Annotated in this window: 13 protein-coding genes; 12 read left to right on the forward strand and 1 reads right to left on the reverse strand. The window is 73.5% G+C overall.

What is annotated here, in order from left to right; genetic code table 11:
* Positions 1 to 16 precede the first annotated feature (16 nt).
* From ACZ7MF_RS17670 to catB, 12 genes are all read left to right on the forward strand, one after another.
* On the forward strand, positions 17 to 361 hold the full coding sequence (locus ACZ7MF_RS17670; protein ID WP_471477705.1) for a gas vesicle protein: 345 nt from the start codon (positions 17 to 19) through the stop codon (positions 359 to 361).
* Complete coding sequence (locus ACZ7MF_RS17675) at positions 358 to 1218, forward strand: GvpL/GvpF family gas vesicle protein (RefSeq protein ID WP_471477706.1); 861 nt, start codon at positions 358 to 360, stop codon at positions 1216 to 1218. Before ACZ7MF_RS17670 ends, ACZ7MF_RS17675 begins: the two co-directional genes overlap by 4 nt.
* A complete protein-coding gene (locus ACZ7MF_RS17680) occupies positions 1215 to 1463 on the forward strand; it encodes a gas vesicle protein (RefSeq protein WP_471477707.1) in 249 nt (82 codons plus the stop codon). Before ACZ7MF_RS17675 ends, ACZ7MF_RS17680 begins: the two co-directional genes overlap by 4 nt.
* Entirely contained in the window at positions 1460 to 1762 is a 303-nt protein-coding gene (locus ACZ7MF_RS17685) for a gas vesicle protein K (RefSeq protein WP_030185284.1), read from the forward strand. The genes ACZ7MF_RS17680 and ACZ7MF_RS17685 overlap by 4 nt, the downstream gene beginning before the upstream one ends.
* A 79-nt stretch (positions 1763 to 1841) precedes the next feature.
* Complete coding sequence (locus tag ACZ7MF_RS17690) at positions 1842 to 2948, forward strand: substrate-binding domain-containing protein (RefSeq protein WP_471477708.1); 1107 nt, start codon at positions 1842 to 1844, stop codon at positions 2946 to 2948.
* A gap of 125 nt (positions 2949 to 3073) precedes the next feature.
* Positions 3074 to 4405, forward strand: a complete 1332-nt coding sequence (locus ACZ7MF_RS17695; protein WP_471477709.1) for an ABC transporter substrate-binding protein — start codon at positions 3074 to 3076, stop codon at positions 4403 to 4405.
* Positions 4406 to 4431: 26 nt separating this feature from the next.
* On the forward strand, positions 4432 to 5418 hold the full coding sequence (locus ACZ7MF_RS17700) for a carbohydrate ABC transporter permease (protein ID WP_471477710.1): 987 nt from the start codon (positions 4432 to 4434) through the stop codon (positions 5416 to 5418).
* Complete coding sequence (locus tag ACZ7MF_RS17705; RefSeq protein WP_398327323.1) at positions 5415 to 6278, forward strand: carbohydrate ABC transporter permease; 864 nt, start codon at positions 5415 to 5417, stop codon at positions 6276 to 6278. Before ACZ7MF_RS17700 ends, ACZ7MF_RS17705 begins: the two co-directional genes overlap by 4 nt.
* Positions 6275 to 7306 (forward strand): hydroxyacid dehydrogenase, encoded by a 1032-nt coding sequence (locus ACZ7MF_RS17710; RefSeq protein ID WP_471477711.1) that lies wholly within the window; start codon positions 6275 to 6277, stop codon positions 7304 to 7306. Before ACZ7MF_RS17705 ends, ACZ7MF_RS17710 begins: the two co-directional genes overlap by 4 nt.
* Complete coding sequence (locus ACZ7MF_RS17715) at positions 7303 to 9198, forward strand: DUF2264 domain-containing protein (protein WP_471477712.1); 1896 nt, start codon at positions 7303 to 7305, stop codon at positions 9196 to 9198. Before ACZ7MF_RS17710 ends, ACZ7MF_RS17715 begins: the two co-directional genes overlap by 4 nt.
* Before the next feature lie 160 nt (positions 9199 to 9358).
* Positions 9359 to 9586: a hypothetical protein gene (locus ACZ7MF_RS17720; protein WP_471477713.1), complete on the forward strand. Its 228-nt coding sequence runs from the start codon at positions 9359 to 9361 to the stop codon at positions 9584 to 9586.
* A gap of 135 nt (positions 9587 to 9721) precedes the next feature.
* Entirely contained in the window at positions 9722 to 12001 is a 2280-nt protein-coding gene (gene catB, locus ACZ7MF_RS17725) for a catalase CatB (protein ID WP_471477714.1), read from the forward strand.
* A gap of 54 nt (positions 12002 to 12055) precedes the next feature.
* Here catB and ACZ7MF_RS17730 read toward each other — a convergent pair whose 3' ends face one another.
* Entirely contained in the window at positions 12056 to 12937 is an 882-nt protein-coding gene (locus ACZ7MF_RS17730; RefSeq protein ID WP_471477715.1) for a diacylglycerol kinase family protein, read from the reverse strand.
* Positions 12938 to 12977: the final 40 nt, after the last annotated feature.

Here is a 12977-nt window from a genome sequence, read left to right on the forward strand (position 1 = left end):
CCGCGGGGAGTACGCGGTGACGGACCTCGACCACCGGTACCCCGGCCAGGACACCGAGCCCTACGGGCCGCCCTCCGGCAGCCTCGCCGACCTTCTCGAACGCGTCCTCGACAAGGGCATCGTCATCGCCGGCGACATCAAGATCGACCTGCTCGACATCGAACTGCTGACGATCAGGCTGCGGTTGTTCATCGCCTCCGTGGACACCGCGAAGGAGGCGGGCATCGACTGGTGGGAGACCGACCCCGCGCTGTCGTCCCGGGCCGCGCGGGACGCGCTCGCCGAGGAGAACGCGCGGCTGCGGGAGCGCCTGGACGCCCTGGAGGGGGCCGCCGGGGAGACGACGGGAGCGGTGCGATGAGCGCGCCCGCCGCAGGGCCGACGGCCCCCGGACTGGTGTGCGCGTTCGCCGTCACCCGGACCCCGCCGGACCCCGCCGGGCTGGCGGCGGCGAGGGGGCACGAGGAGGGCGGTGCGCTGCGCGTGCTGCGCGCGGGCGACCTGTGTCTGGTTGTGCAGGACGTCCCGGCCGCCCTGTTCGGCGAGGAGGCGCTGACCGAACGTCTCAACCGGCCCGCGGACCTGGAGCGCTGCGCCCGCGCCCATCACCGGGGCGTCGAGGCCGCGGCCGGGCGGGGCCCCGTGGTGCCGCTGCCGATGGCGACCCTGTACCGCGGCGACCGGACCGCGGAGCGGGCGGTGGCCGCCCGGCGGCCGGTGCTGGACACGCTGCTCGACCGTCTCCGGGACCGTACCGAGTGGGCGGTGAAGGTGCACGTCGCCGAGGCGACGCCCGAGACCGACACGGACACCGGCGCCTCCACGGACACCGGCGCCCCCGCGGGGCCGGGCAGTGGTGGCCGTGCCTACCTCAGCCGGGCCAGCGCACGACGGCGGGAGCGGCAGGGTGCCCACGGCAGGGCGCTGGCCGAGGCGGAGGCCGTCGACGCGGCACTGCGGTCCCACGCGGTCGCCGCGACACGGCACCGGCCGCAGAGCGAGCGGCTGACGGGCCGCCGCGCCCCGCAACTGCTGAACGTCGCCTACCTGGTGGAGGACGCGCGGCGCGCGGACTTCACCGCCGCCCTGGCGCGGTTCACCGCCGACGGGCGGCACCCGGCCGTGCGGGTGGAGGCCTCGGGCCCGTGGATCCCGTACTCCTTCGCCCGCTGGGACGAGGACCCACGGCCGGGCCCGGACCAGGAGACCCCTTCATGACCGTCCCGGACGCCCGTACGCCTGGCCCCGCTCCCGTGCCCTGGGGCGGACCGGAGCCCTACGCACCGGTCGGTGTGCCCCTGGTCGACCTGCTGGACCGGGTGCTGGCGACCGGGGTCGTGGTCAGCGGCGATCTGGTCCTGGCCGTCGCGGACGTGCCGCTGGTGCGGGTCTCCCTGCACGCGCTGCTGTCGTCGGTGAACGAGCGGATGCCCGCTCCCTGGCCGGACAGCGGGCCGCTGTGACCGCGCCCCGGGACCGTGCCGCCCATGCCCTCGACCTGGATCCCGAGCGGGTGACGAACGACCTGGCCGCGCTGGTCCTCACCGTGGTGGAACTGCTGCGCCAGCTCATGGAACGCCAGGCCGTGCGCCGCTTCGACGAGGGGACGCTGAGCGCGGAGCAGGAGGACCGGCTCGGCACGGCGCTCATGCTGCTCGACGAGCGCATGGACGACCTGTGCGCCCAGCACGGCCTCAGCCGCTCCGACCTGAACCTCGACCTGGGCCCGCTGGGCCCCCTCCTCGCCGACCCGGAACCGTAGGGACACCGGCACCCGGTCCGAGCGATCGTTATGATGGCGCGGAATCGCTCAAACGAACATTCTCGGGTGGGGAGACCTGATGCGGGAGCCGGTCGATCTCAGGCGCCAGCGGATACTGGCGGCGGTCCAATCGCGCGGTACCGCGCGGGTGCGTGACCTCGCCGACGAGTTGCAGGTCTCGGTGGTCACCGTGCGCCGGGACGTCGAGGAGCTGACGCGCGAGGGCAGGCTGAGCCGCGGGCACGGGGTCGTGCGGTCGACGCTGCCGGCCCGGGAGAGCGCCCCCGAGTCGGTCCCGGCGGCCGGGGACCGGGTGGCCGTGGTGGTGCCCGTGCGGCACTCGTACCTGACGGAGACCCTGCACGGGGCCCGGACGGTCCTGGAGCGGGCGGGGGTACGCATGGCGCTGCACCTCGCGCCGCAGGCGTCCGGTGCCGAACGCCCGCTGGTGGAGCGGGCGCTGGCGGACGGAGCGGACGGGCTGCTGATCGCACCGCGGTGGCGCGGCCGGGCCGACGAGGAGGCCGACCACGAGTGGCTGGCCGGGACCGGCGTGCCGACGGTGCTGATGGAGCGCCGCCCGTGGCGCGGCAGCGCGCTGCACGCCCTGGACTCGGTCTGCTCGGACCACTGGTACGGGGCGCACCTGGCGGTGGAGCACCTGGTGGGACTCGGGCACCGGCGGATCGTGGTCGCCACCCGGCACGACAGCCCCACCGCCCGTTCGCTGCGTGCCGCCTTCACGGAGATCGCCGGGGCGCATCCCCTGGTGGAGCGGTGGGCGTGGACACTGGTCGCGCCGGAGGCCGGGGCCGACGGGCCGTACTCGGCGGACGAGACGGCCGAACCGCCGGCGCTGATGCGCAAGGTGGGCGCGACCGCGATGGTGCTGCACGGTGACGTGGACGCGCTGATGGTCGTCCAGCGCCTCGCGGAGGAGGGGGTGCGGGTGCCCGAGGACTGCTCGGTGGTCGCGTACGACGACGTGGTGGCCGGTCTTGCCTCGCCCCCGCTGACGGCCGTGTCGCCGCCGAAGGCCGAGGTCGGTCACGCGGCGGCGGAGCTGCTGCTCCAGCGGCTGTCCGAAGGGCCCGGGAGCCGGGTGCCGGGCCGGCGGGTGGAGCTGCTGCCGCGGCTGAAGGTGCGCGGCTCGACAGACCCTTTGCTCGAACCGCTTGGCGAATGAGCGTTTGAGCGTTTCATTTTCTTCTGATCGATCTATTGACCGTTTGAGGCAGGGCGTTCAGGATTCCGGTGTCTCGAAGAGTCGTGTCCGCACCCGCGCGGACCCGCAGGAGCCGCGGAGGCGCCATGCCCGGACGACCCAGCCGTCGCTCCGTGCTCGCCGCGATGACCGCCGTACCCCTTGCAGGAGCCGCGAGCGCCTGCAGCGGGGGGAACAGCGCATCGTCGGCCCGCACGGGCACCACCACCCGCATCACCTTCTGGTCCGCCCTGCGCGGCAGCCAGGAGGTGGTCGATGCGTTCAACCGCACCCACCGCACGGTCCAGGTGGAGTTCCAGCAGATCCCCTCCGGCGGGCAGGGCGGCTACGCCAAGCTCAGCAACGCCGCCCGGGCGGGGAACGCGCCCGATGTCGCCACCCTGGAGTATCCGCAGGTCCCGGGGTTCGCCATCGACGGCGTCGCCCGCGACATCACCGACCTGATGAGCGACGGCCTGCGCCGCAAGCTGCTGCCGCAGGCGCTCGGCCTGACCACCTTCGAACGCCGGGTGTTCGCCGTGCCGCTGGACGTCGAACCCATGGTGATGCACTACCGCGCCGACCTGTTCGACCGCTACGGGCTCGAAGTCGCCCGCACCTGGGACGAGTTCGCCGAGCAGGCCGCGACGGTGCACCGCAAGGCACCCGACCGCCGGCTGGTGCTCTTCCCGACCGACGGGATGACGCAGTTCGCGTGCTACGCGTGGCAGGCGGGCGCCCAGTGGTTCGACACCTCGAAGGGCGCCTGGAACGTCTCCCTCGCCGACGCGCCCTCCCGGCGGGTCGGCGAGTACTGGCAGGGTCTGATCGACCGGGACGACGTCTTCATGAACGCCGTCGAGAGCCGGCAGTCCGACGCGCAGATCGGCAACGGACTGGTCCTCACCCGGCTCACCGGCGCCTGGGACGCCGGCGCCCAGATGAACGCGCGGCCGGGGCAGAAGGGCCAGTGGCGGATCGCGCCGCTGCCGCAGTGGGACACCGGCAGTCCCTCGGCCGGCACGCACGGCGGCTCGACCTTCGCGATCACCGAGGACAGCGAGCACCCGGAGGCCGCCATGGAGTTCATCGAGTGGCAGGTCTCCCACCCCGACGCCCTGCGCGCCCGGCTCTCCAGCGGCACCAGCAGCCAGTACCCGGCCGCCCCCGGCCTGGTCGCGGTGGGCCGCGAGGCCTTCGACCGCTCGTACTACGGCGGTCAGGACATCTACACCCTGTTCGAGCAGGAGGCCGAGAAGATCGGCGACCAGTGGCTCTGGGGCCCGCGGATGAGCGCCACCCAGAAGGTCATGCAGGACTCCTTCGCCCGCGTCGGCGGCGGCCAGGGCAGCCTCGTCGAGTCGCTGCGCACCGCGCAGGAGGGCACCATGCCCGACCTCAAGGCCCTCGGCCTGTCCACCACCCAGCACAGCACCTGAGCCGACGAAAGGCAGGTGACACACCCATGACCACGACCACCCACTCACGGGTGCCGGCCGGCGCCGCCCGCGCCGCCTCCCCGGCACCCTCCGACTCGGGCCTGCGGGCCCGCAGAGCGGCCAAGCGCCGTCAACTGACCGCCGCCGGCGTCCTCATGACGCCGTTCTTCGCCCTGCTGGTCACCGTCTTCCTGATCCCCGTCGGCACCGCCGTCTACCTCAGCTTCTTCAGCGACGACCAGCCCGGTCTCGGCTTCGGCCCGGAGCGCCAGGTCTTCGTCGGGCTGCGCTCCTACGCGGCCGTGCTCACCGACCCCACCTTCCTCGGCGGGCTCGGCACGGTCGCCCTGTACTGCCTGATCTACATCCCGCTGATGGTCGTCGGCGCGCTCGCCCTCGCCCTGCTCCTCGACTCGGGCGTGGTCCGGCTGCGCGGCCTCGCCCAGCTCGGCCTCTTCCTGCCGCACGCGGTACCCGGCATCATCGCGGCGCTGATCTGGCTGTACCTGTACACGCCCGGCATCAGCCCGGTGATCGAGCTGTTCGCCAAGGGCGACATCACGATCGACTTCCTGGGCGTGCACACGGTGATCCCGTCCATCGTGAACATCGCCCTGTGGAGCAACCTCGGCTACAACATGGTGGTCTTCTACGCCGCCCTCCAGGCGGTGCCCCGCGAGGTGATCGAGGCGTCCGTCGTCGACGGCGCCGGACCGGTGCGCACGGCGCTCCAGGTCAAGACGCCGCTGGTGCGGGCCTCCATCGTGATGGTCTCGATCTTCACCCTGATCTGGGCGCTCCAGCTGTTCACCGAGCCGATGCTGCTCAGCCAGTCCTCCCCGATGATCAACTCGCGCTTCTCGCCCAGCATGTACATCTACGACGCGGCCTTCACCCGGAACAACTACAGCCTCGCGGCGGCCGCCTCGGTGGTGCTGCTGGTGTGCACCATCGCCCTGTCGTACGGCGTCACCCGCTTCACCAGCCGCGCCGACTCCGAGGAGGCCCGATGAGCGCCGCCGACAGCTCCCTGCTCCGCCCCAAACTGCTGGGCCGGGCGACCGTCAACGTGGTCGTCGCCGTCTCCGTCCTCTACACCCTGCTGCCGGTGCTGTGGCTGGTGCTGGCCTCGACCAAGAACCGCGACGCGCTGTTCAGCAGCGACCTGCTGTCCCTGAGCGACTTCTCCCTCCTGCAGAACCTCAAGGACGTCTTCGCCATGGACGGCGGGCTGTACGGCCGCTGGTACGTCAACAGCCTGCTGTACGCGGTGATCGGCGCCGCCGTCGGCGCGCTGGTGAGCGTGGCCTGCGGCTACGCCTTCGACAAGTACCGCTTCCGGCACAAGGAGAAGCTGTTCGGCCTGGTGCTGGCGGCGGTGATGGTGCCGCAGACGGTGCTCGCGCTGCCGCTGTACCTGATGGCCTCCGAGGCCGGCCTGGTCAACACCTTCTGGGCCGTCTTCATCCCGGTGCTGTTCAATCCGTTCGGCGTGTACCTCGGCCGGATCTTCGCTCGGGGCTATGTGCCCGACGAGGTGCTGGAGGCGGCGCGCGTGGACGGCGCCGGGGAGCTGACCACGTACGCGCGGGTGGCGCTCAGGATGCTCGGGCCCGGTCTGATCACCGTCTTCCTCTTCCAGCTCACCGCGATCTGGAACAACTTCTTCCTGCCCATGGTGATGCTGTCCGACCAGGACCTGTATCCCGTCAGTCTCGGCCTGTACCAGTGGAACAGTTCGGCGTCCGTGTCGCCCGAGTACTACCCCGTGGTGATCATGGGCTCGCTGCTCGCCGTCCTGCCGCTCATCCTCGCCTTCGTGCTGCTCCAGCGTTTCTGGCGCAGCGGCCTGACCGCCGGAGCCGTCAAGTGACCGTGCACGCCCCCGGACCCGGCCACCGGCCCCGTGCCGCCGTGGCCATGTCCCCGGACGCCGCCTCGGCCGTCCTCGACCCCCAGTCCCTCGCCGCCTTCCGCCGGGTCTGCGACCTCGCGCCGTTCCCGGTGCTCGACGACCTGTCCACGGCGCGGGCGAGATCCGTACTGGCGGACGTGGAGCTGCTGATCACCGGGTGGGGCTGTCCGCCGCTGGACGCGGAGGTGCTGCGGTCGGCGCCCCGCCTGCGGGCCGTGGTGCACACGGCGGGCAGCGTCCGCGGGCACGTCACCGACGCGTGCTGGGACCGTGGCGTCGAGGTCTCCTCGGCCGCCGCGGCCAACGCGCTGCCGGTGGCCGAGTACACGCTCGGCATGATCCTGCTGACCGGCAAGCGGGTCCTGGAGCGGGCCCGCGACTACCGGGCCTCCCGGGTCCGCGGGAACTGGCTGCGCACCTCGCGCGGCGTCGGCAACTACCGGCGCACGGTGGGCATCCTGTCCGCCTCGCTGATCGGCCGCCGGGTCGTGGAGCTGCTGCGGCCGCACGACGTCGAGGTCCTGCTGCACGACCCGTACGTGAGCGACGCGGAGGCCGCCGAGCTGGGCGTCGGGAACGTGGGGCTGCGGGAGCTGTTCGAGCGCTGCGACACCGTCAGCGTGCACACCCCGCTGCTGCCCACGACCCGCGGTCTGGTGAGCCGTTCGCTGATCGACGCGATGCCCGCCGACGCGGTGCTGGTCAACACCTCCCGCGGGGCGGTGATCGACCAGGACGCGCTCACCGACGCCGTGCTGGCGGGCCGCATCCGGGCCGTCCTGGACGTCACCGACCCCGAGGCGCTGCCGCCGGACCACCCGCTGTGGGACTGCGAGCACGCCCTGATCACCCCGCACCTCGCCGGCTCCGAGGGCAACGAGTGGCGCCGTCTCGCCGATCTCGCCCTCGCCGAGACGACCCGCTGGGCGTCCGGTACCGGCTTCCTCCACCCCGTACGACGCGAAAGGCTGGCGTTCCTGGCATGAGCATCCCGTTCGAACTGCCCACCGAGGACCGTGCGTCGAGCCCGTACACCGGTTACACCCGGGCCCACTGGGAGGCCGTCGCGGACGGGCTGCTGTGGGCCGCGTGGCGCTGGAGCACCCCGGGCCGCGCCCTGCTCGACCTGCCGGGGCGGCCCTCGCGCTCGGGGGTGCGCTCCGACGGTCTCGAGGGCTTCGCGCGGACCTTCCTCGCGGCGGGCTTCCGCGTCGCGGGGGCGGACGGCGCGGACCCGCACGGCTGGCTGGACCGCTACGCCGAGGGCCTCGCGTCGGGCACCCGCACCCCCGGCCGCGACGACACCGAGTCGTGGCCGCTGATCCTCGACCACGACGTGCAGGGCCAGCCCATGGTGGAGTCCGCCTCGGTGGCACTCGGGCTGCGGCTGACCGCGCCGTGGCTGTGGAAGCGCCTCGACTCCGGCGTCCAGGACCGGGTGGAGGAGTGGCTGCGCGGGGCGCTGCGGCACGTACCGGCGCCCAACAACTGGTACCTGTTCCCGTACACGGTCGCCGGGTTCCTGGAGTCGGTCGGCCGCGGTGACGCCGAGACGGCCGCGGCCCGGCACCGGGCGCTGGAGCTGATGGAGGGCTGGTACCGGGGCGAGGGCTGGTACGCCGACGGTGACGGACGCGCCTTCGACCACTACAACGGCTGGGCGCTGCACCTCTACCCGGTGCTCGACGCCCACCTCGGCGGCGACACCGACGCCCTCGCCCGGTACGGGGAGCGGTTGCGCGCCCATCTCGACGGCTTCGCCCTGATGTTCGGCTCGGACGGGGCGCCGCTGCACTTCGGGCGCTCGCTCACCTACCGTTTCGCCGCGTCGGCGGCCGTCGGCCTGGGCGCGCTGACCGGGCACACCCCGCTGACGCCGGGTGCCTCGCGGCGGCTGGTGAGCGGCAGCCTGCGGTACTTCGTGGACCGCGGGGCGCTGACCGACGAGGGGTTGCTGAGCCTCGGCTGGTACGGCCCGCACGAGGCGACCCTCCAGCCGTACTCGGGCCCGGCCTCCCCGTACTGGGCGTCGAAGGCGTTCGTCTCGCTGCTCGCTCCCGCGGACCACCCGCTGTGGACGGCGCCGGAGGAGCCGGCGCCGGTGGAGGAGGCCGACCGCGTCCTGGCCCTGTCCGCACCGGGACTGCTGGTGCAGGCGACCCGCGCCGACGGGATCGTACGGCTGCACAATCACGGCAGCGACCACGTCCGCCCGCACGAGGGCGAGTCGGCGGCCGAGGACGACCCGCACTACGGCCGGCAGGCCTACTCGACCCGGACGGGTCCCACGGCGCGGGAGAACGTCGCGGACAACCACCTGTCGGTCGAGGTGAACGGCGTCTCGAGTGTGCGGCGCCGCGTCCGTCCGCTGGGGGCGGGAGGCGGCGACGGCTGGGGCTGGGCGGCGTCCTGGCACCGGCCCGTCTTCGCGTCCGGGCCGCCGATGGTGCCGGGACTGCGGGTGGAGAGCGTCACGGTGGCCCGGGGGCCGTACGAACTGCGGGTGCACCGGGTGGTCGGGGCGCCGGCCGGGGCCCGGGTCACCCACACCGGGTGGGCCACCGGTCCCGAGGAGCCCCTGACCTCCACGCTGCACGGCCTGCACGGCTGGGAGCCGGAGGCGGAGACCGTGCGCGCCCCGCAGGGCACGGCGTACGTGCCGTGGGCGGAGCTGCCCCGGCTGTCCGGCCCGGCGGGCGGCACCTCCGTGCACGTCGGCCTGGCCGCGCTGACCGGTGGACCGGTGAGCGTCCCGGCCGGTGCGGCCGTCGCCGAGGTGGTGCCCGGTGAGGACGGCGTGGAGGTCGTCTGGGCGGCCGACGGCGCCCGCACCAGGGTGTCGTTCGAGCCGGTGGCGGTGACACACACGGAGGGTTAGGGCCTGTCCGGTGCTTCGAGGGCCCCGGTCCGCGGTCGCGGCCGGGGCCCTCCGCCGTGCGCGCTCCGCCGTGCGCGTTCCCCCCTGCGCACGCCCCCGGTGGCGTGCCGCGGCCGGGCCGGTGACGCTGGGACGGCACCGGTGAGAAGGAGCCGTCCCCATGCGCAAGTCGTCGTGCACCGTCGTCGCGGCCCTGGCCCTGTCGGTCCTGGGCGCCGCCGGAGCGGAGGCCTCGGTGCCGCGCGCCCCGGGCGTGGCGAGCGACGTGACGGCGACCGAGTGCCTGCAAGGCGGCGGAGGGATCGTCATCACCGCCGACGGGGCCGGGACCGGCTCCCTGACGGCGGTCTGCCGGGGCGGCACCCACGACGGACAGACCATCACCTGAGCCAACCCCCTCCGTTTCCCGCGCCCATGCCTTGAGTCCCGACGGCTGGGTACGCGGTCACGGCCCACCACGGCAGTCGGTACTCGAACACGACCGGGCGCGTGCAGCGGCCCGCCCAGAAACGGAGAAAGGCCGATGAGCGAGGCCAATCCCCTCAAGCGAGTAGCCCGCAAGGTGACCGAGGGCCTGCACGGCGAGGCCGGCGGGCCGCCGGACGGAATCCCCGGCAGGCCCGGCCCCGAGTCGCCCGCCGTCGCCGAGCCCACCGAGCCCCGGGAGCCGCTGCCGCCGAAGCCGGACCAGACCGGCCCGGACACCGTGTCCCCGACCGGTCAGCCCACGGGCGCCGACCAGGCCCGGGTGGCGCAGTCCGGCAGCTACCTGACGAACGCCCAGGGGACTCGGCTGTACGACACCGACCACTCGCTGAAGGCCGGGCCGCGCGGTCCCGTACTGCTCCAGGACCACCACCTGCGCGAGAAGGTCATGCACTTCGACCACGAGCGCATCCCGGAGCGCGTGGTGCACGCGAGGGGCGCGGGCGCGCACGGGGTGTTCCAGAGCTACGGCACGGCGGCCTCGGTGACCAAGGCCGGGTTCCTGGCCGCGGACGTGGAGACGCCGGTGTTCACCCGGTTCTCCACGGTGGTCGGCTCGCGCGGTTCGTCGGACACCGTGCGGGACACCCGCGGGTTCGCGACGAAGTTCTACACCAGTGAGGGTGTCTTCGACCTGGTCGGCAACAACATCCCGGTCTTCTTCATCCAGGACGCCATCAAGTTCCCGGACGTCGTGCACGCGGCGAAGCCGCACCCCGACCGGGAGATCCCGCAGGCGCAGAGCGCCCACGACACCTTCTGGGACTTCGTCTCGCTGCACACCGAGGCGACCCACCACACCATCTTCTTCATGGGCGACCGGGGCATCCCGCGCTCCTTCCGGATGATGGAGGGCTTCGGCGTCCACACCTTCCGGCTGGTGAACGCCGAGGGCGCCACGACGCTGGTGAAGTTCCACTGGAAGCCCAAGCTCGGCGTGCACTCGCTGGTGTGGGACGAGGCGCAGATCATCAACGGCGTCGACCCGGACTTCCACCGCCGGGACCTCGCCGACGCCATCGAGGCGGGCGCGTACCCGCAGTGGGAACTGGGGTTCCAGACCTTCCCCGACAACCCGGAGCAGACCTTCGAGGGCATCGATCTGCTGGACCCGACCAACATCGTGCCGGAGGAGCTGGCGCCGGTGCAGCCGGTCGGGCTGCTGACCCTGAACCGCAACCCGTCCAACTTCTTCGCCGAGACCGAGCAGATCGCCTTCCACGTCGGTCACCTCGTGCCCGGTATCGACGTCACCGACGACCCGCTGCTCGCGGGGCGGCTGTTCTCGTACCTGGACACGCAGATCACGCGTCTGGGCGGCCCCAACTTCCCGCAGCTGCCGATCAACCGGCCGCAGGCGCCGGTCAACGACATGCTGCGTGACGGCATGCACCAGAGCGCCGTGCACCGGGGCGTGGCGCCCTACCGGCCCAACTCCCTGGACGGCGGCTGCCCGTTCACCGCGGGTGCGGACACCGGCGCGTTCGTCGAGGTGCCGGTGCGGGTGCCGGAGGGGAACAAGGTCCGTGAGGCCCCGGAGTCGTTCGCGGACCACTTCAGCCAGCCGCGCCGCTTCTGGCTGAGCATGAGCCCGGTGGAGCGCGAGCACATCATCGGTGCCTACACCTTCGAGCTGGGCAAGTGCTACGAGCAGGCGATCCGGGAGCGGACGCTCCAGGTCCTGGCCAACATCGACCCCGAGCTGTGCGCGGGGGTCGCCGAGGGCCTCGGCCTGCCCGCCCCGGCGCCGACCGTGCCACTCGCCGACGTCGCGCCCAGCCCGGCGCTGTCGCAGGTGGGCGGCGTCTGGCCGCTGGACGGCAGGGTGATCGGCATCGTGACCGGCGGGGCCGACCTGGAGGGCGTGGGCGCGGTGCGGGAGGCGGTGCTGAACGCCGGGATGGTGCCGCTGGTGGTGGCGCCGACCGGCGGCACCCTCGGCTCCGGCGACGCCGCGCTGACCGTCCAGCGCAGCTATGTCACCGCGCGGTCGGTCGAGTTCGACGCGGTGCTGATCGCGGGGACGCCGGACATGGGCGGCGACGCCTACACGCCGCGCGACTACAAGGCCGGGCCGGCGCCCGCGGGGCCGGGGACGGTCGACCCGCGGGTGAGCCTGCTGCTGTCGGAGGCGTTCCGGCACGGCAAGGCGATCGGGGTCTGGGCGGGCGGTGAGCCGGCGCTGGAGGCGTCGGGGGTGCCCGCCGACGCTCCGGGGGTGATCGTCGCCGACTCCGGCACCGCGGCCCTGGAACAGGTGACGGAGCTGATGGGCTCGCACCGGGTGTGGGAACGCTTCACCACGCCGCGGGGCTGAACCGACGGACCGCGGGGCCGGGCGCCGTTGCGGGCGTCCGGCCCCGCGGTGTGTTCAGCACAGGACGCGCAGCGCGCCGGGCAGCACCCTGGCGGTGACGGGTAGGACGGCCTCGACCTCGCCGTCGGCGCCGTAGGGTATCGCCCGGTCCGCCTCGATGCGGACCTCCCGGCCGCGCAGGACGCGTACTTGGGGCCGGTGGACGTGGGCGCCCGTCGACAGTTCGTTCATCAGGGCGAAGAACAGCCGCCGCGGGGCGTCGTGGATCATCACCACGTCCAGCAGGCCGTCGTCCACCCGGGCGGAGGGGGCGACGAGCCGGTTGAAGCCGTAGTAGCCGGAGTTGGCCGCCACCACCGTGTAGCCGCGGAAGGCGTGCTCCTCGCCGTCGACCGTGACCCGGTAGCCCGCCGCGCGCCAGCCCGCCACGGCCCGCACCGCCCCCGCGTAGTAGGAGGCGGCGCCGCGCAGCAGCCGCGCGTGGTTGGCGTGCCGGTTGGCGAGCGCGTCGACCCCGGCGTAGACGCTGCCGAGGACGACGGTGCGGTCGTGGACGGCGGAGGTGACCTCGACGGTGTCGACGGGGCGGGGTTCGCCGTGCAGCAGCACCTCGGCCAGTCCGGCCGGGGCGGTGGGCAGCCGAAGGGCACGGGCGAAGTCGTTGCCGCGCCCGGCCGGGACCAGCCCGAGCACGGTGCCGGTGCCGCTGAGGGCGCCGCCGATCCCGCCCGCCATGCCGTCGCCGCCGACGGCGAGCACCACCCGGCCCCGCTCCCCTGCCTGCCGGGCGAGTTCGCGGGCGTGGGCGAGGCTGTGGCTGTACTCGGTCTCCAGCCCGGCCCCCGCCTCCCGCAGCAGGCGGGCCACCCCGAGGAGCGCGGCGGCCGAGGTGGCGCCGCCCGCGGTGGGGTTGACGACTGCGGTGAACTGTCGCATCGATGTGCCTCCGGGCTGACGGGTGGTGCCGGACTGTTGT

This window comes from Streptomyces sp. NPDC111628 (genome assembly GCF_055635195.1).